Source organism: Micromonospora sp. NBC_00330, assembly GCF_036136635.1.
In the GTDB taxonomy this organism is placed as follows: Bacteria; Actinomycetota; Actinomycetes; order Mycobacteriales; family Micromonosporaceae; genus Micromonospora; species Micromonospora salmantinae.
Genome location: NZ_CP108012.1, coordinates 6,822,081 through 6,842,485, shown reverse-complemented (window position 1 = coordinate 6,842,485; position 20,405 = coordinate 6,822,081). Strand labels below are relative to the sequence as shown.

At 70.4% G+C, this 20,405-nt stretch carries 19 protein-coding genes; 11 read left to right on the top strand and 8 right to left on the bottom strand.

Going from position 1 to position 20,405, the window contains the following annotated elements; all coding sequences use genetic code 11:
* Positions 1-3 precede the first annotated feature (3 nt).
* The 3 genes from cysC (at position 4) to galT (ending at position 3,543) form a co-directional block, all read left to right on the top strand.
* Positions 4-1,533, top strand: a complete 1,530-nt coding sequence (gene cysC, locus OG598_RS31255; protein WP_328652188.1) for an adenylyl-sulfate kinase — start codon at positions 4-6, stop codon at positions 1,531-1,533.
* A gap of 112 nt (positions 1,534-1,645) precedes the next feature.
* Entirely contained in the window at positions 1,646-2,470 is an 825-nt protein-coding gene (locus OG598_RS31250) for a DeoR/GlpR family DNA-binding transcription regulator (RefSeq protein WP_328652187.1), read from the top strand.
* Positions 2,467-3,543 carry a galactose-1-phosphate uridylyltransferase gene (gene galT / locus OG598_RS31245; RefSeq protein ID WP_328652186.1) on the top strand — a complete coding sequence of 359 codons (1,077 nt, stop codon included), beginning with the start codon at positions 2,467-2,469 and terminating at the stop codon, positions 3,541-3,543. The genes OG598_RS31250 and galT overlap by 4 nt, the downstream gene beginning before the upstream one ends.
* 522 nt (positions 3,544-4,065) lie before the next feature.
* On the opposite strand, the gene OG598_RS31240 is transcribed toward galT, so the two are convergent.
* Complete coding sequence (locus tag OG598_RS31240; protein ID WP_124773753.1) at positions 4,066-5,283, bottom strand: NADP-dependent isocitrate dehydrogenase; 1,218 nt, start codon at positions 5,281-5,283, stop codon at positions 4,066-4,068.
* 137 nt (positions 5,284-5,420) lie between these two features.
* Between OG598_RS31240 and OG598_RS31235 the strand changes: the two genes are divergently transcribed.
* Complete coding sequence (locus tag OG598_RS31235) at positions 5,421-6,224, top strand: MBL fold metallo-hydrolase (protein ID WP_328652185.1); 804 nt, start codon at positions 5,421-5,423, stop codon at positions 6,222-6,224.
* A gap of 69 nt (positions 6,225-6,293) precedes the next feature.
* Here OG598_RS31235 and OG598_RS31230 read toward each other — a convergent pair whose 3' ends face one another.
* Together OG598_RS31230 and OG598_RS31225 are read right to left on the bottom strand one after the other, a co-directional pair.
* On the bottom strand, positions 6,294-7,244 hold the full coding sequence (locus tag OG598_RS31230; protein WP_112583765.1) for a malate dehydrogenase: 951 nt from the start codon (positions 7,242-7,244) through the stop codon (positions 6,294-6,296).
* A 139-nt stretch (positions 7,245-7,383) separates the two neighbouring features.
* Positions 7,384-8,244 carry a bifunctional methylenetetrahydrofolate dehydrogenase/methenyltetrahydrofolate cyclohydrolase gene (locus OG598_RS31225; RefSeq protein WP_238644677.1) on the bottom strand — a complete coding sequence of 287 codons (861 nt, stop codon included), beginning with the start codon at positions 8,242-8,244 and terminating at the stop codon, positions 7,384-7,386.
* A 481-nt stretch (positions 8,245-8,725) separates the two neighbouring features.
* Here OG598_RS31225 and OG598_RS31220 point away from each other — a divergent pair, with 481 nt between their 5' ends.
* The 5 genes from OG598_RS31220 to OG598_RS31200 all read left to right on the top strand — a co-directional run bounded on the left by OG598_RS31220 (position 8,726) and on the right by OG598_RS31200 (position 14,469).
* Positions 8,726-10,327, top strand: coding sequence for a peptide ABC transporter substrate-binding protein (locus tag OG598_RS31220; protein WP_328652184.1), 1,602 nt, complete (start codon positions 8,726-8,728; stop codon positions 10,325-10,327).
* A gap of 197 nt (positions 10,328-10,524) precedes the next feature.
* Positions 10,525-11,463: an ABC transporter permease gene (locus OG598_RS31215; protein WP_091406336.1), complete on the top strand. Its 939-nt coding sequence runs from the start codon at positions 10,525-10,527 to the stop codon at positions 11,461-11,463.
* A complete protein-coding gene (locus tag OG598_RS31210) occupies positions 11,456-12,412 on the top strand; it encodes an ABC transporter permease (RefSeq protein WP_328652183.1) in 957 nt (318 codons plus the stop codon). The genes OG598_RS31215 and OG598_RS31210 overlap by 8 nt, the downstream gene beginning before the upstream one ends.
* A gap of 7 nt (positions 12,413-12,419) precedes the next feature.
* Positions 12,420-13,451 carry an ABC transporter ATP-binding protein gene (locus tag OG598_RS31205; RefSeq protein ID WP_210783389.1) on the top strand — a complete coding sequence of 344 codons (1,032 nt, stop codon included), beginning with the start codon at positions 12,420-12,422 and terminating at the stop codon, positions 13,449-13,451.
* The gene (locus OG598_RS31200) at positions 13,432-14,469 is read left to right on the top strand and encodes an ABC transporter ATP-binding protein (protein WP_328652182.1); all 1,038 of its coding nucleotides are present in this window, start codon (positions 13,432-13,434) and stop codon (positions 14,467-14,469) included. Before OG598_RS31205 ends, OG598_RS31200 begins: the two co-directional genes overlap by 20 nt.
* 95 nt (positions 14,470-14,564) lie before the next feature.
* Here OG598_RS31200 and purH read toward each other — a convergent pair whose 3' ends face one another.
* Genes purH through OG598_RS31185 form a run of 3 tightly spaced genes read right to left on the bottom strand, consistent with a single transcriptional unit; the run spans position 14,565 to position 17,031 of the window.
* The gene (purH, locus tag OG598_RS31195; protein ID WP_328652181.1) at positions 14,565-16,136 is read right to left on the bottom strand and encodes a bifunctional phosphoribosylaminoimidazolecarboxamide formyltransferase/IMP cyclohydrolase; all 1,572 of its coding nucleotides are present in this window, start codon (positions 16,134-16,136) and stop codon (positions 14,565-14,567) included.
* Positions 16,133-16,753, bottom strand: a complete 621-nt coding sequence (gene purN / locus OG598_RS31190) for a phosphoribosylglycinamide formyltransferase (RefSeq protein ID WP_328652180.1) — start codon at positions 16,751-16,753, stop codon at positions 16,133-16,135. The genes purH and purN overlap by 4 nt, the downstream gene beginning before the upstream one ends.
* Entirely contained in the window at positions 16,750-17,031 is a 282-nt protein-coding gene (locus tag OG598_RS31185) for a hypothetical protein (protein WP_328652179.1), read from the bottom strand. The genes purN and OG598_RS31185 overlap by 4 nt, the downstream gene beginning before the upstream one ends.
* 12 nt (positions 17,032-17,043) lie before the next feature.
* Between OG598_RS31185 and OG598_RS31180 the strand changes: the two genes are divergently transcribed.
* Positions 17,044-17,598, top strand: a complete 555-nt coding sequence (locus tag OG598_RS31180) for a DUF4190 domain-containing protein (RefSeq protein ID WP_112583772.1) — start codon at positions 17,044-17,046, stop codon at positions 17,596-17,598.
* A 100-nt stretch (positions 17,599-17,698) separates the two neighbouring features.
* Here OG598_RS31180 and OG598_RS31175 read toward each other — a convergent pair whose 3' ends face one another.
* Complete coding sequence (locus OG598_RS31175) at positions 17,699-18,988, bottom strand: cell division protein PerM (RefSeq protein WP_328652178.1); 1,290 nt, start codon at positions 18,986-18,988, stop codon at positions 17,699-17,701.
* Positions 18,989-19,188: 200 nt separating this feature from the next.
* On the opposite strand from OG598_RS31175, the gene OG598_RS31170 reads away from it, so the two are divergent.
* Positions 19,189-19,455 (top strand): DUF4190 domain-containing protein, encoded by a 267-nt coding sequence (locus OG598_RS31170; RefSeq protein ID WP_196919730.1) that lies wholly within the window; start codon positions 19,189-19,191, stop codon positions 19,453-19,455.
* 60 nt (positions 19,456-19,515) lie between these two features.
* Here the strand turns inward: OG598_RS31170 and sucD are convergent, their stop codons facing one another.
* On the bottom strand, positions 19,516-20,403 hold the full coding sequence (gene sucD, locus OG598_RS31165) for a succinate--CoA ligase subunit alpha (protein ID WP_328652177.1): 888 nt from the start codon (positions 20,401-20,403) through the stop codon (positions 19,516-19,518).
* Positions 20,404-20,405: the final 2 nt, after the last annotated feature.

The following is a 20,405-nucleotide window of genomic DNA, read 5'->3' as shown; positions in this document are numbered from 1 at the left end:
TGGATGAGCAACGGCTGGGTGCTGCCCGACGAGGTGCTGCGGGACGCACCGGCGTACACGCCACGTCCCGGTGAGCTCGCGGATCTGGAGCTGCTGCTGACCGGCGCGTACGCCCCTCTGACCGGTTTCATGACCCGCGCCGACCTGGTCTCGGTCAGCCGACGGGCCCGGCTGGCCGACGGCACACCGTGGCAGGTCGCTGTCGTTCTCCAGGTGCCGGCCGCACTGGCGCAGAGCTTCGATCCGCGCGACCCGGCTCGCCGGGCGCTCGTGCTGACCGACGGGGAGGGCGCCCCGGTGGCCGCCCTGGACGTGGCCGACGTCTGGCCGGTCCGCGAGGGCGTGGCGGGAGTGGGCGGCCAGGTTCGGCGGCTGGGCGACGGTGGGCACGGTCCGTTCCAGCGACTGCGGCGTAACCCGGAGGAGGTCCGCGCGCTACTGCCCCCGGGCCGGGTGCTCGGCGTGATCGCCGACCGGCCGCTGCACCGTCCACAGCTCGCCCAGATCGCCCACGCTGCCCGCACCCTGGCCGCTCATCTGCTCGTGATGATCCCGGTCGGCGAGGGCGGCGCGGACGGGCTCCCGCCGGAGGCACTGGTCCGTACGATCTTCGCCGCGCGGGACCGGATGCCACCCGCGACCCTGATCGCGGTGCCGCTGTCGCACCGACGCGAGGAGATCAGCGACGCGTTGCTGCGCGCCCGGGTCTCGGCCGCGTACGGGGTCACCCACCTGCTCTCCACCGGGGAGATGCTCTCCGGCGCCGGGCTGCGGGTGCTGGTGCCGCGCGAACTCGCCTACGACAACCGGGACGGGCAGTGGCGTTGGCGGGAGGACATCCCACCGCGCAACCGCCGGCTCGCGCTGACCCAACCGGAGATCGACGACCTGCTCGACCGGGGCTTCCCGCTGCCGGAGTGGCACACCCCGCCCGCTGTGGCACGGGAGTTGGCCCGGGCCCGGCCGCCGCGTCGGCAGCGAGGGCTGGTGGTCTTCCTGACCGGCCTCTCCGGCTCCGGCAAGTCGACGATCGCCCGAGGGCTGGCGGACGCGTTACGGGAGAGCGGCGACCGCACTGTGACCCTGCTCGACGGGGACGTGGTGCGCCGGGAACTCTCCGCCGGGTTGAGCTTCAGCAAGACCGACCGGGATCTCAACGTCCGGCGGATCGGCTGGGTGGCCGCCGAGATCGCCCGGCACCGTGGGGTGGGCATCTGCTGTCCGATCGCCCCGTACGCGGCGGCCCGGGCCACCGCCCGGGAGATGGCCCTCGCCGCCGGATCGGGTTTTGTGCTGGTGCACGTGGCCACCCCGCTGGAGGTGTGCGAGCGGCGGGACCGCAAGGGCCTGTACGCGCGAGCGCGAGCCGGCCTGCTCACCGGGATGACCGGCATCGACGACCCGTACGAGGAGCCGACCGACGCCGATCTGGTGCTCGACACCACCGACGTGAGCGTGGCGGACGCGGTGCAGGCAGTGCTGCACCATCTGACCGAGACCGGCTGGGTGGAGCTGAAGATCGCCACCGCCTGAGGCGTCGCCGTACCCGTTCCTTCCACCGCTGAGCGGCACGCGCTAGTGTTCATCTTTGTTGGAACACGTTTGACCGCGTGAGGGTACGTGGACGTCCGGGGAGGCACGGCGGATGCTCGCTCAGCAGCGGCAGGCGGCCATCCTGGAGCGGGTCCGCTCGACCGGCGGCGTACGGGTCAGCGAGTTGGCAGGCGAGTTCGGCGTGTCCGACATGACCGTCCGGCGTGACCTCGATGCGCTGCACGAGCGCGGTCTGCTGGCCAAGGTGCACGGCGGCGCCACCACGACCGGGCCAAGCTCGACCGACGAGCCGGGCTTCCGCGCCAAGTCGGTCCGCCAACTGCCGGAGAAGGCCGCCATCGCCGACCGGGCGGCTCAGCTGGTCCGACCAGGAGCTGCGGTAGCGCTCTCCGCAGGCACCACGACGGCCGAGCTGGCCCGCCGGCTGGTGGACGTGCCCGAGCTGACCGTCGTCACCAACTCGCTGCCGGTGGCCGAGATCATGCACGCCGGTGGCCGCCCGGACCAGACGGTGGTGCTCACCGGCGGCGTACGCACACCGTCGGACGCGCTCGTCGGCCCGCTCGCGGTCGGGGCTGTCCGGTCACTGCACCTGGATCTGCTCTTCCTGGGCGTCCACGGCATCACCGAGCGGGCCGGCTTCACCACCCCGAACCTGATGGAGGCGGAGACCGACCGGGCGCTCGTGGCGGCGGCGGACCAGTTGGTGGTGCTCGCCGACCACACCAAGTGGGGCACTGTCGGCATCTCCTCGATCGTCGGGTTGGCGGCGGCCCACGTACTGGTCAGCGACGACCGGTTGCCTCCACCCGCACGACGGGTACTCGGCGAACAGGTGGGCGAACTGATCATGGTCAAGGCAACAGGGGCGGGCCGCGCGACGCGCACGCCGACAACCGAGGGGACGGCGCCGTGAAGCGCACCGCGATCGACCTGGCCGACGGCCGGGAGCTGATCTACTTCGACGAGCGCGACGACGCGGTCCGCGACCAGCCGGACCGCCGGGACCTGCCGCCGCCTCCCCCCGCGTCGCAGCTGCGCTACGACCCGTTGACCGACGAGTGGGTGGCGGTCGCCGTGCACCGGCAGACCCGCATCTTCCTCCCGCCGGCGAACGAGTGCCCTCTCGACCCGTCGGTGGGCGACCGGCTGACCGAGATCCCCGCATCCGACTACGACGTGGTGGTCTTCGAGAACCGGTTTCCGTCGCTGAGCGGTCGGGTGGCCGAGGAGCCCGGGGAGATCACCCCGTTCACACCGGTCCGGCCGGGCCTCGGCCGGTGCGAGGTGGTCTGCTTCACGTCGGATCACAACGCCTCCTTCGCCAGCCTCCCCCCGCGCCGGGTCCGCACCGTGCTGGACGCCCTCGCCGACCGCACCGAGGTGCTCGGCGCGCTGCCCGGCGTCGAGCAGATCTTCTGCTTCGAGAACCGGGGCGTCGAAATCGGTGTCACGCTGCACCATCCGCACGGCCAGATCTACGCGTACCCCTTCGTGACGCCGCGCACCCGCGCGCTGCTGGCCGCGGCGCGCCGGCACGCCGAGCGGACCGGCGGGGGCAACCTGTACGCGGACGTGCTGGCCGCCGAGCGCGCCACCGGTGACCGGGTGGTCACCGAGAACGAACACTGGACGGCGTTCGTCCCGGCAGCCGCCCGCTGGCCGTTCGAGGTGCACGTCGCGCCGCACCGCGTGGTGCCGGACATCCCGGCGCTCAGCGACAGCGAGCGGGACGCCTTCGGGCCGCTCTACCTGGATCTGCTGCGCCGCTTCGACGGCCTGTTCGACATGCCGATGCCGTACATCTCGGCCTGGCACCAGGCTCCCGTGCGGGTCGACCGCGAGCTGGGCCACCTGCACCTACAGCTTTTCAGCATCCGGCGGGCCACTGACAAGCTGAAATACCTGGCGGGCTCCGAGTCCGGGATGGGCGTCTTCATCAACGACATCGCTCCGGAACGCGCCGCCGACCTGCTGCGCGCCGCCTGAACGCCCCGGCCGCCAACCTCATACGTTCGGGCTGGCGGGCGTTCGGGCTCGCGGACGTTCGGCACGGCCGTGAGCGCGGCCCGACCTCCCACCCCACACGGCAGGAAGCGTGATGTCTGTGAGTCATCACGATGACTCACAGACATCACGCTCTCAGAAGTGTCCGCCGGCCGGCACCGTCGTGCTCTGCACCAACCTGGCCTCGGGGAACGGCCTCGCATCAGCCCTGCTGTGCGCGTGGCTTGAGTTTGGCGGGAAACAGGGCGCGGGGGGCCCGGGACAGGGCCCCCCGCAGGGAAGGGACGGCTGGCTGTGCACGGCACAGCCGGGAAGGCTGGCTGATCGGCGCACGGGTGCCGCGGGTCGACCGTGGTCAACCTTCCTGGACGCGACTGGCATCTCGTCCATCCTGGTCAACGAGGCGCGCCGGTCGCAGTGACGCCGATCGGCGCGGCGGCGCCGGACACGCCGAAGCCCGCCGGCAGGGGTGCCGGCGGGCTCCGATGACGCGGTACGCCTGGATCAGGCAGCGATCTTGCGGGCCAGGTTCTCGTCGAGCGCGTTCATGAACTCGTCGGTGGTCAGCCACGGGGCGTCGCGCGAGATGAGCAGCGCGAGGTCCTTGGTCATCTGGCCACCCTCGACGGTGTCGACGATGACCTGCTCCAGGGTGTTGGCGAACTCGGTGACCGCCGGGGTGCCGTCCAGCTTGCCCCGGTGGGCCAGGCCCCGGGTCCAGGCGTAGATCGACGCGATCGGGTTGGTCGAGGTCTTCTCGCCCTTCTGGTACTGCCGGTAGTGCCGGGTGACAGTGCCGTGCGCGGCCTCGGCCTCGACGGTCCGGCCGTCCGGGGAGAGCAGGACGGAGGTCATCAGACCCAGCGAGCCGAAGCCCTGCGCGACGGTGTCGGACTGCACGTCACCGTCGTAGTTCTTGCAGGCCCAGACGTAGCCGCCCTCCCACTTGAGCGCGGCGGCGACCATGTCGTCGATGAGCCGGTGCTCGTAGGTGATGCCGGCGGCGGCGAACTCGGCCTTGAACTCGGTCTCGAACACCTCGGCGAAGATGTCCTTGAACCGGCCGTCGTACGCCTTGAGGATGGTGTTCTTGGTGGACAGGTAGACCGGGTAGTTGCGGTCCAGTCCGTACCGGAACGACGCCCGGGCGAAGTCCCGGATCGACTCGTCGTAGTTGTACATGCCCATGGCGATGCCGCCGCCGGGGAAGTTGGCGACCTCCATCTCCATCGGCGCGCCGCCGTCGGCCGGGGTGTAGGTGATGGTCACCGTGCCCGGGCCGGGGACGACGAAGTCGGTGGCCTTGTACTGGTCACCGTGGGCGTGCCGGCCGATGATGATCGGCTTGGTCCAGCCGGGGACCAGCCGCGGCACGTTGGACATGATGATCGGCTCACGGAAGACGACGCCGCCGAGGATGTTGCGGATGGTGCCGTTCGGCGACCGCCACATCTTCTTCAGGCCGAACTCCTCGACCCGGGCCTCGTCCGGGGTGATGGTCGCGCACTTGACGCCGACGCCGTGCTCCTTGATGGCGTTGGCGGCGTCGATCGTGACCTGGTCGTCGGTCTCGTCGCGGTGCTGGATCGACAGGTCGTAGTAGTGCAGGTCGACGTCGAGGTAGGGCAGGATCAGCTGCTCCCGGATCTGCTTCCAGATGATCCGGGTCATCTCGTCGCCGTCGAGTTCTACGACCGGGTTGTTTACCTTGATCTTCGCCATCGGCCGGCGCTCCTCTCGGGGGACACGTGCTCAAGCAGTACGAGCGTACTGCAATTGGGCCGGCAGCCCCCAGCCGGCCTCGACCGGCCGGCGGAACCGGGCTGCGCGGAACAGGAATGCCCTGGAATCATCGTCCGATGCCACTGAACCGCACCCTCGGGTCTATCACGGTCACCGCACTCACCGACGGTGAGGGTGCCTTCTTTCAGCCCCGCGCGGAGGCGTTTCCGCAGGCCACGGCGACGCACTGGGCGGAGGCCGACCGGCGTGACCCCAGCTCGGTGACCGCCGACGGGCGGTGGTGGCTGCCGTTTCGCAGCTTCGCGATCCGGGCCGGCGACGGGCCGGTCACGCTGGTCGACGCCGGGATCGGCCCAGCCGACGCACCCGCCGCGAGCTGGGCGCCCGTTCCGGGGCGGATGCCCGCCGAGCTGGCCGCCGCGGGCATCGACCCCGCCGATGTCGACACCGTCGTCCTGACCCACCTGCACAGCGACCACATCGGCTGGGCGGTCACCGGCACGCCGGGGCAGCCGTACTTCCCGAACGCGAGCTACCTGCTGCAGCGCGCCGAACTCGACGCGGCGGAGACGCTCAACCCCGGGCTTCCGGCCGGCCTCATCGCGCCCCTGCGCGCCGCCGGCCAGCTCCGGGTGGTCGACGGCGAGACCGCCCTCACCCCAGCGGTACGTCTGCTGCCCACCCCGGGCCACACGCCCGGCCACCAGTCGGTGCTCCTGACCTCGGCCGACGAACGGATGCTGCTCACCGGGGACCTGCTGGTGCACGTGGTGCAACTCGTCGACTCCGACCTGGCGTACGCCCACGAGGAAGACCCGGAACTGGCCCGCACCTCCCGGCTGACCGCCCTGCGCACCCACTCCCCCACCGTCCTGGCCACCCCCCACCTCGGCACCCCCTTCACCCCCCACCCCCGTTGAGGGCGGGGACGGCGAAGGGCGCGCCGGGTTTGCCGGCGCGCCCTTCGCTGGTGCTGTGGTTCGGGGGAACTACATGCTGGAGATGTCGCCCTGCTTGGCGCGGACGGCCTCGGCAGCCTCCAGGAGGCTGGCGCGCTCGTCGGCGTCCAGGTCGGTCTCGACGACCCGCTTGACGCCCTCGGCGCCGATCTCGGCCTCGACACCCAGGTAGACACCGGAGATGCCGTACTCGCCGTCAACCCAGGCGCAGACCGGCATGACCTCGCCGGAGTCCTCCGCGACGGCCTTCGCCATCCGGGCCGCGGCGGCGGACGGGGCGTAGTAGGCCGACCCGGTCTTGAGCAGCGCGACCACCTCGGCGCCACCGTTGCGGGTCTTGACGACCAGTTCCTCGATCTGCTCGGCCGGCATGGCGTCGCGCAGCGGCTTGCCGTTGACGGTGCTCTTCGACGGCACCGGGACCATGGTGTCGCCGTGCGAGCCCAGGGTCAGCGTGCGTACCGAGGCCACCGGCACGTTCAGCGCCTCGGCGACGAAGTTGCTGAACCGGGCGGTGTCGAGCATGCCGGCCTGGCCGAGCACCCGGTTCTTCGGGAACTGGGTGGCGAGCTGGGCCAGCGCGGTCATCTCGTCCAGCGGGTTGGAGACCACGATGACGACGGCGTTCGGGGCGTACTTGGCGACGTTCTCGGCGACCTGGCGGACGATCTTGGCGTTGGTCTCCAGCAGGTCCATCCGGCTCATGCCGGGCTTGCGCGGCAGACCAGCGGTGATCACGACGACGTCGGAGCCCTCGATGCTCTCGTAGCCCTCACCATTGGGGCCGGTGGTCACGCCGACCACCTTGGTCTCGAAGCCCTCGATGGCCCGGGACTGGTTGAGGTCGAGCGCGAGGCCCGCGGGCTTGCCCTCCACGATGTCAGTGATCACTACGGTGTCGAAGACGTCGTACTCGGCCAGGCGCTGTGCGGTGGTGGAGCCGTAGAAGCCAGCCCCGACGACAGTGACCTTCTTACCCATGGTCGTCCCACTCCCTGATACCAGTCGGTTTTCCGGACCGTATCAGTCATCCTGGCACCGATCAGGCCAGGGGCGGCGGCCATCGCCGGGATGGGGCGAACGTCACCGCCGTCCTGGTTCGGCGCCACCGATGCGTGGGTCAGCCGCGCTCGGCGCGCTCGACGACGTTGGTGAGCAGCATGGCCCGGGTCATCGGGCCCACGCCGCCGGGCATGGGGACCAGGGCGCCGGCCGTCTCGGCCACCTCCGGGTCCACGTCGCCGGTGTAGCGGCCCTTGCCGTCCGCGCCGATCACGCGGGTGATGCCGACGTCCACCACCACCGCGCCCGGGTTGATCATGTCGGCGGTGAGCAGACCCGGTACGCCGGCCGCGACGATGACGATGTCGGCGGCCCGGGTATGCGAGGCGAGGTCGAGGGTGCCGGTGTGGCACAGGGTGACAGTGGCGTTCTCGCTGCGCCTGGTGAGTAGCAGGCCGAGCGGTCGACCAACAGTGTTGCCACGACCGACCACCGCGACGGTGGCCCCGCGCAGCGCCACGTCGTGCCGGCGGAGCAGCTCGACGATGCCGCGTGGCGTGCACGGCAGCGGACCGTCGTAGCCGAGCACGAGCCGACCCAGGTTGACCGGGTGCAGGCCGTCGGCGTCCTTGTCCGGGTCGATCAACTCCAGCACCCGCTGGGTGTCCAGGTGCGCCGGCAGCGGCAGTTGAACGATGTAGCCGTGGCACGCCGGGTCGGCGTTCAGCTCGGCCAGTACGTCGTCGACCTGCTGTTGGGTGGCGTCGGCCGGCAGTTCGCGGCGGATCGAGGCGATGCCCACCTCGGCGCAGTCGCGGTGCTTGCCGTTGACGTACGCCTGGCTGCCCGGGTCCGCCCCGACCAGGACCGTGCCGAGCCCGGGGATGATCCCGCGTTCCGCGAGTGCCTTCACCCGGATGCGCAGCTCGTCCTTGATCTCCGCCGCGGTTGCCTTGCCGTCCAGAAGCGTCGCCGTCACGACCAGATCGTCTCACGGCCACCGCCCGCGGATCAGACGACCTCGCTCGGGCCGTCCGCCGCCAACTGCGCTGGGGCGGCCGTCGGCGGGCCGGGCCACGGTGGGGGGACAACCACTGGAGTCACCGTGTGTGAGGTGTCGCTAGTCACTTTCGGTGACAATCTGTGGATTCGATCACTGTCGAACCAGACAGGCGGGGCCGGCACGACCGAGACGGGACGGCCACCGCAGACGCCACCGAGGCGGCTAGGCGGAACCAAACACGCCGTCGACTGTCACGATTTCCGCAGGTCAACGTCGATAAACCCGATTTGGTCTAGCAGATTCACTCGCCCCCGACAAGATGGGCAACCCCGGACCGTTACCCACCCGCAACCGCGTCGTTGTCGAAGGCCCGTCACCGACCTACCGTTACCGCTTGTTGCGCAGCGTAACCCAGCGTCGGGCCTGACTGCGCAGCGTGAGGAGATGAGGAGGCTCAATGCGAGTTCGTAGACTCGCCGCCTGGACCGCCCTCCCGCTCGCGGTGACGCTGGGCCTCGCGGCCTGCGGCAGCGGCGGAGACGGTGGATCCGGTGGCAGCGACAGTTCGGTGGTCAGCATCCAGATCGCCGAGCCGAAGCACCTGGTTCCCACGAACACCACCGAGACGTCCGGGTCGCAGGTGCTCGCCGGCCTGTTCAGCCCGCTCGTCGACTACGACGCCCAGAACAAGCCGTACGAGGTCGCCGCGCAGTCGATCACCTCGTCGGACAACAAGGTCTGGACGATCAAGCTCAAGGACGGCTTCACCTTCCACAACGGTGAGAAGGTCACGTCCGAGGACTACATCAACGCGTGGAACTACGGCGCGTACGCCCCGAACGGCCAGGACAGCAACTTCTTCTTCGAGAAGATCGCTGGTTACGCCGACCTCCAGGGCAAGGCGCCGAAGGCCAAGGAGATGTCCGGTCTGAAGAAGGTCGACGACCTCACCTTCACCGCGACGCTCTCCGAGCCGTACATCGACTTCAAGACGACGCTGGGCTACAACGCGTTCTACCCGATGCCGGACGCCGCGTTCTCGGCTCCGGGCGTGCTCAAGGACTCCTACGAGCAGGCGCCGATCGGGCAGGGCCCCTTCAAGATGAAGGGCGCCTGGCAGCACGACAGCAAGATCGACGTCGAGCGCTACGACGCGTACCCGGGCGACAAGCCCAAGGTCAAGAACATCGAGTTCCGGATCTACCAGCAGCTCACCGCGGCCTACGCGGACGTCCTGGCGGACAACCTGGACGTGCTGCCGACGATCCCGACCGAGAGCCTGAGCACCGCGCCGAGCGACCTGGGCGACCGGTACAAGACCAGCCCGATGTCGTCGTTCCAGTTCCTCGCGTTCCCGACGTTCGACAAGGACTACAGCAGCCCGGACGTGCGTAAGGCCATCTCGATGGCGATCGACCGTGACGAGATCACCAAGTCGGTCTTCAAGGGTTCGCAGACGTCGGCTCGTTCCTTCGTCTCGCCGGTCCTCCCGGGCTACCGGGAGAACACCGCGGGCAAGGCCGGCGAGTTCAACCCGACCGAGGCCAAGAAGCTCTACCAGGCCGCCGGCGGTCCGTCGAAGATCGTCATCTCGTACAACGGCGACGGCGGGCACAAGGACTGGGTCGACGCCACTGTCAACCAGCTCAAGGCCAACCTGGGCGTGGACGCGGTCGGTTCGGCCGAGCCGAAGTTCGCCGACCTGCTGACCAAGGTCGAGAAGAAGACGCCGGTGGGTGCGTTCCGGATGGGTTGGGTCATGGACTACCCGACCATGGAGGACTACCTCGGCCCGCTGTACAGCACGAACGGCTCGTCGAACTACTACGGCTACAGCAACCCGGAGTTCGACAAGCTGGTCAAGGAGGGTTCCGCCGCCAAGACGCAGGACGAGGCGATCGCCAAGTACCAGCAGGCGGAGGACATCCTGGCCAAGGACATGCCGGTGATCCCGCTCCGCTTCGGCGAGAACGTGTTCGGCCACTCGTCCAAGGTCAAGAACGTGGAGATGGACCTGTTCCAGCGGGTCAACCTCGTCAAGATCGAAGCAGCCAACTGAGCTGACCATGGTGCGGGCCACCCGGGCGACGAAGCCCGGGTGGCCCGGACCGCACCACCGGGGCCGGGCCGCAGCAGCGGACCCGGCGTCGGTGGTGCCGGCTCCCCCGGGCCGGACGGCACGTCTCGGATATTTCGGGTACGACCAGAGATGCCGTCCTGCGACCCTTTCGCACATTTCCGGAGAGACTGCTAAGCATGTTCCGCTACATCTTGCGGCGCCTACTGCAGATGGTCCTGGCGTTCTTCGGGACCACCCTGATCGTCTACGCGCTGACATTCGCCGGACAGGGCGACCCGATCCAGGCGCTCGCCGGCGAGCGGCCGGTGACGCCGGCCCAACGGGCCTACCTGACCGAGAAGTACAACCTGGATCAGACGGGCGTCGGCGGCTTCTTCTACCGCTACTTCGACTACGTGAAGGACCTGCTCCAGGGCAACCTGGGCGAGTCGCTCACCGGCCGGAGCATCGGTGACATCCTCCAGCAGGCCTGGCCGGTCACCGTGCGGCTCGCGCTCATCGCGCTCGCCGTGGCGATCATCTTCGGCGTCACCGCCGGGGTGCTCGCCGGCATCCGCCGGGCCAGCATCTTCGACAACTCGACGCTGGTGCTGACCCTGCTGGTGCTGGGCATCCCGACCATCGTGCTGGCGCCGCTGGCGCAGTACTTCCTGGGCGTCAAGTGGCAGCTCTTCCCACCCACCGCCGGCTCCGACCCGACGTTCTACGCGCTCCTGCTGCCGGGCATCGTGCTCGGCTCGCTGTCGCTGGCGACCGCCCTACGACTCACCCGGGCCTCGGTGGCGGAGAACCTGCGCGCGGACTACGTCCGGACCGCCCGGTCCAAGGGCCTGGTCAAGCGGCGCATCGTCGTCGTCCACGTGCTGCGCAACTCGCTGATCCCGGTTGTCACCTTCCTCGGTGTGGAACTGGGCAACCTGATGAGCGGCGCGATCATCACCGAGGGCGTCTTCAACATCCCCGGCGTGGGCTTCAACCTCTTCCGCGGCATCCGCACCGAGGACGGCCCCCTGGTGGTGGGCATCGTCAGCGTGCTCGTCGTGGTCTACCTGGTCTCGAACCTGGTGGTGGACGTCCTGTACGCCGTACTCGACCCGAGGATCCGCTATGAGTGACTTTGAGACTGTGGCGGCCACCGAGAACCAGGCCGCGCGACGTGGCCCCTCGGGTGAGCCGGGCACACCCAACCAGGTCGGCGCCGCTAACAAGCCCCGCAGCCTGGCCGGGGACGCCTGGCGCGACCTGCGCCGCAACCCGATCTTTTGGATCTCGCTGGCGCTGGTCGTCATCTTCACCCTGATGGCGCTGCTCCCCGGGGTCTTCACTGCCAACAGCCCGAACGACTGCCTGCTCTCCCGGCAGCACGCCGGGCCGTCCGGCGGGGCCATCTTCGGGTACGACTTCCAGGGCTGCGACACGTACTCCCGGGCGGTTTACGGCACCCGGGCGTCGTTGCTGGTCGGCGCGCTCGCCGCGCTCGGCACCGGCATCATCGCGCTGGTGGTCGGCATGCTGGCCGGTTACTTCGGCCGCTGGGTCGACGCGGTGCTCTCCCGGGTGATCGACGTGGTGCTCGGCATTCCGCTGCTGCTGGCCGCGATCGTGCTGCTCAAGCGGGTGTCCAGTGACAGCCAGGCGGCTCGGATCGGCGCCGTCGTCTTCGTGTTGGCCCTCCTCGGCTGGACCACCGCCGCCCGCGTGGTCCGGTCCTCGGTGATCACCGCCAAGGAGCAGGACTACGTCGCGGCGGCCCGGATGCTCGGCGCCGGCAACAGCCGGATCATGTGGCGGCACATTCTGCCGAACTCGCTGGCCCCGGCCATCGTCGTACTGACCATCGCGCTCGGCTCGTTCATCGCGGCCGAGGCGACGCTCTCCTTCCTGGGCATCGGCCTGAAGGCGCCCACCATCTCGTGGGGGCAGGACATCGACACCGGCCGGATCCACATGCGGGAGGCGGCCACCCCGTTGATCGTCCCGTCGGCCTTCCTGGCCCTGACCGTGCTGGCGTTCATCATGCTCGGCGACGCGATCCGTGACGCCTTCGACCCGAAGCTGCGGTGAGAACACCATGACCGTCAATCCAACTCCCGCCTCTGCCACACCCGAGGGCGGTCACCTGCTGGAGTTGCGGGACCTGCACGTCGAGTTCCGCACCAACGAGGGTGTCGCCCGGGTGATCAACGGTGTGTCGTACCACCTGGACGCCGGCGAGACCCTCGCCGTGCTCGGCGAATCCGGCTCGGGTAAGTCGGTCACCGCCCAGGCGATCATGGGCATCCTGGACACCCCGCCCGCGTTCGTCCGCTCCGGCCAGATCCTCTACCGGGGCGAGGACCTGCTGACCCGCTCCGAGGAGCAGCGCCGGCAGGTACGCGGCAAGGAGATCGCGATGATCTTCCAGGACGCGCTCTCCGCCCTCAACCCGGTCTTCCCGGTCGGCTGGCAGATCGGTGAGACGCTGCGCCAGCGCGCCGGCATGTCCCGAGCCGACGCGCGACGTCGGGCCGTCGAACTGATGGATCTGGTCAAGATCCCGGGCGCCGCCAAGCGGATCGGCGACTACCCGCACCAGTTCTCCGGCGGCATGCGGCAGCGCGTCATGATCGCCATGGCGTTGGCGCTGGACCCGAAGGTGCTGATCGCCGACGAGCCCACCACGGCCCTCGACGTGACAGTGCAGGCCCAGATCATGGACCTGCTGGCTGACCTGCGCCGGGAACTCAACATGGCGATGATCCTGATCACCCACGACCTTGGTGTGGTCGCCGGTGTCGCGGACCGGATCGCTGTCATGTACGCCGGCCGGATCGTCGAGCACGCCGACGTCCGCTCGCTCTACAAGGCACCCGCCCACCCGTACACCAAGGGGTTGTTGGAGTCGATCCCGCGCCTGGACGTTCGCGGCCAGGAACTGTCGACGATCAAGGGGTTGCCGCCGAACCTGATGCGCATCCCGTCCGGCTGCCCGTTCCACCCCCGGTGCCCGTACGTCCAGCAGGTCTGCGTGGACGAGGTGCCGCACGACCTGGTCCTCGGCGACGGCCGGACCAGCGCTTGCCACTTCGCGCAGGAGGTCCGTGATGACAGCGTCGCCCGCTAGCCCCGCCAAGGTCCGCGGCGAGACCATCCTCTCCGTCGACAACCTGGTGAAGCACTTCCCGATCACCCAGGGCGTGCTGTTCCAGCGGCAGATCGGGGCGGTGAAGGCCGTCGACGGGGTGAGCTTCGAGCTGCGTCGGGGCGAGACGCTCGGCGTGGTCGGCGAGTCCGGCTGCGGCAAGTCCACCCTCGCCCGGCTGCTGATGCGGCTGGAGACGCCCACCTCCGGACGCGCCACCCTGGAGGGCAAGGACCTGTTCAAGGCTTCCGGGGGTGAGCTGCGCCGGCTGCGCCGCAACATGCAGATGGTGATGCAGGACCCGTACACCTCGCTGAACCCGCGGATGACCGTCGGCGACATCATCGGCGAGCCGTTCGAGATCCACCCGGATGCCGCGCCGAAGGGCAGCAAGGCCAAGCGGGTCCAGGAGCTGTTGGACCTGGTCGGGCTCAACCCGGAGCACATCAACAGGTACCCGCACCAGTTCTCCGGCGGTCAGCGTCAGCGCATCGGCATCGCCCGCGCCCTCGCGCTGAAGCCCGAGGTGATCGTGTGCGACGAGCCGGTGTCGGCGCTCGACGTCTCCATCCAGGCCCAGGTGATCAACCTGCTCAAGCAGCTACAGGGCGAGCTGGGACTCTCGTACATCTTCATCGCGCACGACCTGTCGGTGGTGCGGCACATCGCCGACCGCGTCGCGGTGATGTACCTCGGCCGGATCGTCGAGATCGGCACCGAGGACGAGATCTACGAGCGGGCCACCCACCCGTACACCCAGGCTCTGCTCTCTGCCGTGCCGGTGCCGGACCCGGAGGCCCGCGACCAGCGCAACATGATCCGGCTGGTCGGCGACGTGCCCAGCCCGGCCGACCCGCCGAGCGGGTGCCACTTCCGGACCCGCTGCTGGAAGGCCCAGGACATCTGCGCCGTCGAAGACCCGGCGACCGTTCCCCGGGCAGCGGACCCCCACCCGTCCGCCTGCCACTTCGCCGAACTCCGCCCAACCACCCCGGCCTGACCACGCCAGACCCTGCCGTTGATCATGAAGTTATTGCCCTGACACGCCGACGTGCAGGGCAATAACTTCATGATCGACGGGGTCGAGCCCCAGGGTTAGTGGAAGAAGTGGCGGGTGCCGGTCAGGTACATCGTCACGTTGGCCTTCTTGGCCGCTTCGATTACCTCTTCGTCGCGGATGGAGCCGCCGGGCTGCACGATGGCGCGGACGCCGGCGTCGATGAGGATCTGCGGGCCGTCGGCGAACGGGAAGAACGCGTCCGAGGCGGCGACCGAGCCGCGGGCACGGTCGGCGCCGGCGCGGCTGACCGCGAGCTGCGCCGAGTCGACCCGGTTGACCTGACCCATGCCCACGCCGACGGTGGCGCCGTCCTTGGCGAGCAGGATCGCGTTGCTCTTCACCGCGCGGACCGCCCGCCAGGCGAACGCGAGGTCCCGCAGCAGTTCCTCGTCGGCGGCTTCGCCGGTCGCCAACTGCCAGTTGGCCGGGTCGTCGCCGGGGGCGTTCACCCGGTCGGCGACCTGGGCCAGCACGCCACCGGTCACCGGCCGCAACTCCACCAGCGCCGGCTTCCAGGCCGGCGCCCGCAGCAGCCGGATGTTCTTCTTGGCCTGCAACACCTCGACCGCACCCTCGTCGAAGCCGGGGGCGACCACCACCTCGGTGAAGATGTCGGCGACCTGCCGGGCCAGCTCGACCGAGACCGACCGGTTGACAGCGATGACGCCGCCGTACGCCGACACCGGGTCGCAGGCGTGCGCCCGGCGGTGCGCCTCGGCGACGTCCGCGCCGACCGCGATGCCGCACGGGTTGGCGTGCTTGATGATCGCCACCGCCGGCTGGTCGGCGAAGTCGTTGGCGGCCCGCCAGGCGGCGTCGGCGTCGACGTAGTTGTTGTACGACATCTCCTTGCCGTGCAGCTGCTCGGCCTGGGCCAGCCCCGCCGGGGCGTCCGGGTCGGTGTAGAGCGCGGCCGGCTGGTGCGGGTTCTCCCCGTACCGCAGTGCCGCCGACTTGCGCAGCGCCAGCCCGGCGAACGCCGGCCAGGAGTCGTCGGCCGGGGCCAGCTCCTGGGCGCACCACTGGGCCACCGCCACGTCGTACTCGGCGATGTCGGCGAACGCCCGGGCGGCCAGCGCGCGACGCTGGGCCAGAGTGAAGCCACCCTCGTCGAGCGCGCCGATCAGTGCCGGGTACCCGGCCGGGTCGGTGAGCACGGCGACCGACGCGTGGTTCTTGGCTGCGGCCCGCACCATGGCCGGGCCACCGATGTCGATCTGCTCCACGCACTCCTCGACGTCGGCGCCGGAGGCGACGGTCGCCTGGAAGGGGTAGAGGTTGGAGACAAGCAGGTCGAACGCCGCCACACCCAGCTCGTCGAGCTGTGCCACGTGCGTGTCCTTGCGCAGGTCCGCGAGGAGACCCGCGTGCACCTTCGGGTGCAGGGTCTTCACCCGGCCGTCGAGCACCTCGGGGAACCCGGTCACCGTCTCCACCGGCGTCACCGGCACTCCGGCGGCGGCGATGGTGCCCGCCGTGCTGCCGGTGGACACGATCTCCACACCGGCCGCGTGCAGGGCCTGGGCCAGCTCCACCAGCCCGGTCTTGTCGTAGACGCTGACCAGCGCCCGCCTGATCGGGCGGCGCCCGTCCTGAGTGGGACTCACGGAACCGTGACCTTCCTTCCGGTGATGGTCCAGCCTTCGCGGACCAGCCGACCGACCTGCTCGACGAGCTGGCGTCGCTCGGCTTCCTTGATGCGCTCGGTGAGCGTGTCGACGTCGTCGTCGTCCAGCACCGGCACTGCGACCTGCGCGACGATCGGCCCGGTGTCCATGCCGGCGTCGACGAAGAAGAGGGTGGCTCCGGTGAGCTTCACGCCGTAGGCGAGGGCGTCACGCGGGCCGTGGATGCCGGGAAACGCCGGCAGCAGCGTGTTGTGGGTGTTCAGGTAGCGGTCGCCGAAGGCGGCGAGGAAGTGCGGGCCGACCAGCTTGAGGAAACCGGCGGAGATGACCAGGTCGGGTTGGTGCTTCGCGACGTGCGCGGTGAGCGCGCGGTCCCAGTCCTCCCGGGTGTCGTGGTCGCGGACCCGTTCGACGAAGGTCGGCACCCCCGCCGTGTCGGCCCGGTCCAGGCCCGCGATGCCGTCGCGGTCCGCGCCGACCGCGACGACCTGTGCGCCGTACGCGGGGTCGGCGGCGGCATCCAGCAGCGACTGAAGGTTGCTCCCGGAGCCGGAGATGAGGACGACGATGCGGGCGACAGGCGCGGGCTCGGTCACCGGGCCACCCTATCGGGCAGGTCAGGGACGCCCTTCGACCGGGCGGTGCGCCGATCTTCGACAGTGCCGACGTGCGTCGACCCGGTACGCTGCCGCTCGCTCGGGCCGAACGCCGCGCCGGCCCACACACCGCCCCTGATCCGGCACACGAAGCGGTCGACAAGGGCCTTTTTGCCTGCTTTGGGAGAGATGTCGTCCTGTTGCTGTACTGGGCTTTGGGAGGACTGACCGCGATCATGGATGGAAACAAAGAGCACCAACTGACGGAACCAGTCCAAGGAGCTTCTCGAATGCAGCCCGGTAACCCCGGTCAGGACCCGTACGGCCAGCAGCCCAACCAGGACCCGACCGCTCCCCAGCCGCCGGCCGCCCCGTACGGCCAGCAGCCCACCTCCGGCCAGCCGTACGGTCAGCAGCCGCAGGACCCGTACGCCGCGCCGCAGGCCCCGTACGGTCAGCAGCCCACCTCGGGGCAGCCGTACGGTCAGCAGCCGCCGTACCAGGACCCGTACGCGCAGCAGCAGCCCCCGTACGGCGCCGGCCCGACCTACCCGAACGCCGGGTACCCGCAGGCACAGGGGCAGAACAACACCCTCGGCCTGGTGTCGATGATCCTCGGTATCGCGTCGATCCCGCTGGTCTGCTGCCTGTACCTGGGCATCCCGGTCGGCATCGCGGGCATCGTGACCGGCTACCTCGCCAAGCAGAAGGTGGCCCAGGGCCAGGCCAACAACGCCGGCCAGGCCAAGGCCGGTCTGATCTGCGGCGCGGTTGGCGTCGGGCTGGGCATCCTGCTGCTCATCCTGAGCGTCGTGGCGCAGGTCAACCTGCCCACCCAGCCCTGACGGGCTCGGATTCGACGGGGCGTTCCGGGTTTCCCCGGGGCGCCCCGCGCTCGTCTACCGCACGGGACCGCGGGTCAGCGCCCGGGTGGCGGCGGCGGCTCTACTGCGCGGGCCTGCGGGTCAGCGCCCGGGTGGCGGCGGCGCCGAGCAGCGCGCCGACCGCTATGACACCGGCCGCTACCACCCCGACCTGCCAACCCACCGGCCCGACCTGGGACAGCCGACCGGCGCCGAGCGGCCCGCCGGAGACCGCAGCGGCCGCACCGAGCACCACCCCGGCCACCGGCCCGGCCAGCACCGCCGGCGCCAGCAACTCGGCCCAACGCTGCGCAGCCCGCTCCGGCACGGCGAGTCGAGCCACCCGCCGGGCGAGCAGCCAACCGGCGACCATCCCGGCCAGCACCGGCACCGCGAGGAGCAGGGCGCCGAAGCCGTCCACCGGGCCACGCGGCAGGCCAGCGAGCAGCGGCACGGCCGGCAGCGCGCCGACCGACACCTCGCTGGTACGGACCGCGGTGTCGGTCCCGACCGCGAACCCCGGCCCGAGCAGGTAACTGGTCGACCAGACCGCGGCGTTGGGCGCGTACGCGACGCTGACCAGCGTGATGCCGGCCTGCCCGGCGACCCCGGTCCGGTACGCCCCGATCATGTCGGCCGCGTCGCCGCCGCCGGTGGCCACCGCCAGGCCGGCCGCGCCCGCGCCCGCACCGAGCAGCAGCAGCACGGCCACCAGGCCGGTGCGAACGCCGTCGCGCACCGGGCCCGGAAGCCGGGTGACGAGCAGCCGGGTCACGGCGGTGATCCGGACCGCGCCGACCAGCGCGGCGAGGGTGCCGACCACCGCGAACGTGGCACCCGCCCGGATCAGCGACACATTCGGCCCGCCCGTGCCGACCAGCACCGCCGCGAGTGCGCCGAGCAGCGCGTACGCGATGCCGACCGCGACCGCGGCGAGCAGTGCCCGGCGCGGTGAGCGGGTGTCGCGAGCACCGATAGCGCGGCTGACGTGCACGCCGGCGCGGGTCAGCCGCCAGAGCGCGAGCACTGTCAACGCCAGCGGGGCGAGCCCGAGCGGCCCGGTCTCGGTGTGCAGGGGCACGCCGTGCCCGAGCAGCCAGCCGGCCAACGCGGTGCGAAGGGTGCCGGTCACCGTGGTGGAGTCCGCGCCGAGCTGCACCAGGCCGAGCACGATGGCGACCGGCAGGTAGGAGGTGAGGCCGGCCCAGCAGGCGGCCACCCCGGCGGCGACGGGCAACGGCGCCCGGCCGCGCGGCGACCCGCCCGCGCGAGGCGCGGGCACCCGCCGGGCCGGTGCGGCGCGGTCGACCGGCCGGTCGTCGGCGCTCACACCGCCGGGACGGCTGGGACGGTCAGGGGTGACGGGGGACATCCGCTCTACTCTGGCACGTCGCGCGGGCGGTGGCAGTCCGTTAACCCCTCCTAAGGTCGGCGAGTTCACCGAACCGACGTCCTGCCCACCCGGGCCGGTCTAGCCTCGGCCCTGAGGCGGCGCGAGTCGCCGCCACCCGGGACGGGCCCGCCGGTCGCGGTCCGGGCCGGCACGTCGCCCATGACCGCTCGGAGGAAGCTGTGACGACGCCATACCCGCCTCCCCCACCACCACCGGCCCGAGGACGCGACCGAACCACCCTCTGGGGCGTGCTGGGCATCGTGCTGGGGCTGATCTGCTGCGGCATCTTCGGCATCGTCTTCGGCTACCTGTCCATCCGCGACGCCCGGCGGTACGGGCAGTCGCCGCTGCTCGGTTACCTCGCCATCGCGTTCGGCGTGATCAACATCATCGGCGGGGCGATCCTGCGCTCGACCGGCAACTACCCGTTCTGGAACAACGACTGACGCGTACGCCGAAGGGGGTCGACCGTTACCGGTCGACCCCCTTCGTATTGCCTGACCGGCTCAGTTGCCGGACATGATCTCCCGCATCAGCTTCGCGGTCTCGGTCGGCGTCTTGCCGACCTTGACGCCGACGGCCTCCAGCGCCGCCTGCTTCGCCTCGGCGGTGCCGGCGGAGCCGGAGATGATCGCCCCGGCGTGACCCATGGTCTTGCCGGGCGGAGCGGTGAAGCCGGCGATGTAGCCGACCACCGGCTTGGTGACGTTGGCCTTGATGAACTCGGCGGCCCGCTCCTCGGCGTCGCCACCGATCTCACCGATCATGACGATGGCGTCGGTCTCCGGGTCGGCCTCGAACGCCGCGAGGGCGTCGATGTGGGTGGTCCCGATGATCGGGTCACCGCCGATGCCGACGCAGGTGGAGAAACCGATGTCGCGCAGCTCGTACATCATCTGGTAGGTCAGCGTGCCGCTCTTGCTGACCAGGCCGATCCGGCCGGAGCCGGTGATGTCGGCCGGGATGATGCCGGCGTTGGACGCGCCCGGCGAGGCGATACCCGGGCAGTTCGGCCCGATGATCCGGGTCCGCTCGCCCTGCGCCACGTTGTACGCCCAGAACGACGCGGTGTCGTGCACCGGGACGCCCTCGGTGATCACCACGGCCAGGTCGATCGCGGCGTCGATCGCCTCGACCACTGCGGCCTTGGTGAACTGCGGCGGCACGAAGATGACAGTGACGTCGGCCCCGGTCTCGGCCATCGCGTCCGCGACGGACGCGAAGACCGGAAGCTCGGTGCCGTCGAAGTCGACAGTCTGGCCCGCCTTGCGCGGGTTGACGCCACCCACCACGTTGGTGCCGGCGGCCAGCATCCGCCGGGTGTGCTTGGAACCCTCGGAACCGGTCATCCCCTGGACGATGACCTTCGAGTCCTTGGTCAGCCAGATAGCCATGA

Bases quoted from the DNA above. Each gene is read 5' to 3' on its own strand.
- cysC (WP_328652188.1), top strand. From the start codon at position 4: ATGAGCAACGGCTGGGTGCTGCCCGACGAGGTGCTGCGGGACGCACCG.
- OG598_RS31250 (WP_328652187.1), top strand. From the start codon at position 1,646: ATGCTCGCTCAGCAGCGGCAGGCGGCCATCCTGGAGCGGGTCCGCTCG.
- OG598_RS31240 (WP_124773753.1), bottom strand. From the start codon at position 5,283: ATGGCGAAGATCAAGGTAAACAACCCGGTCGTAGAACTCGACGGCGAC.
- OG598_RS31235 (WP_328652185.1), top strand. From the start codon at position 5,421: ATGCCACTGAACCGCACCCTCGGGTCTATCACGGTCACCGCACTCACC.
- OG598_RS31230 (WP_112583765.1), bottom strand. From the start codon at position 7,244: ATGGGTAAGAAGGTCACTGTCGTCGGGGCTGGCTTCTACGGCTCCACC.
- OG598_RS31220 (WP_328652184.1), top strand. From the start codon at position 8,726: ATGCGAGTTCGTAGACTCGCCGCCTGGACCGCCCTCCCGCTCGCGGTG.
- OG598_RS31215 (WP_091406336.1), top strand. From the start codon at position 10,525: ATGTTCCGCTACATCTTGCGGCGCCTACTGCAGATGGTCCTGGCGTTC.
- OG598_RS31210 (WP_328652183.1), top strand. From the start codon at position 11,456: ATGAGTGACTTTGAGACTGTGGCGGCCACCGAGAACCAGGCCGCGCGA.
- OG598_RS31205 (WP_210783389.1), top strand. From the start codon at position 12,420: ATGACCGTCAATCCAACTCCCGCCTCTGCCACACCCGAGGGCGGTCAC.
- OG598_RS31200 (WP_328652182.1), top strand. From the start codon at position 13,432: ATGACAGCGTCGCCCGCTAGCCCCGCCAAGGTCCGCGGCGAGACCATC.
- OG598_RS31180 (WP_112583772.1), top strand. From the start codon at position 17,044: ATGCAGCCCGGTAACCCCGGTCAGGACCCGTACGGCCAGCAGCCCAAC.
- OG598_RS31175 (WP_328652178.1), bottom strand. From the start codon at position 18,988: ATGTCCCCCGTCACCCCTGACCGTCCCAGCCGTCCCGGCGGTGTGAGC.
- sucD (WP_328652177.1), bottom strand. From the start codon at position 20,403: ATGGCTATCTGGCTGACCAAGGACTCGAAGGTCATCGTCCAGGGGATG.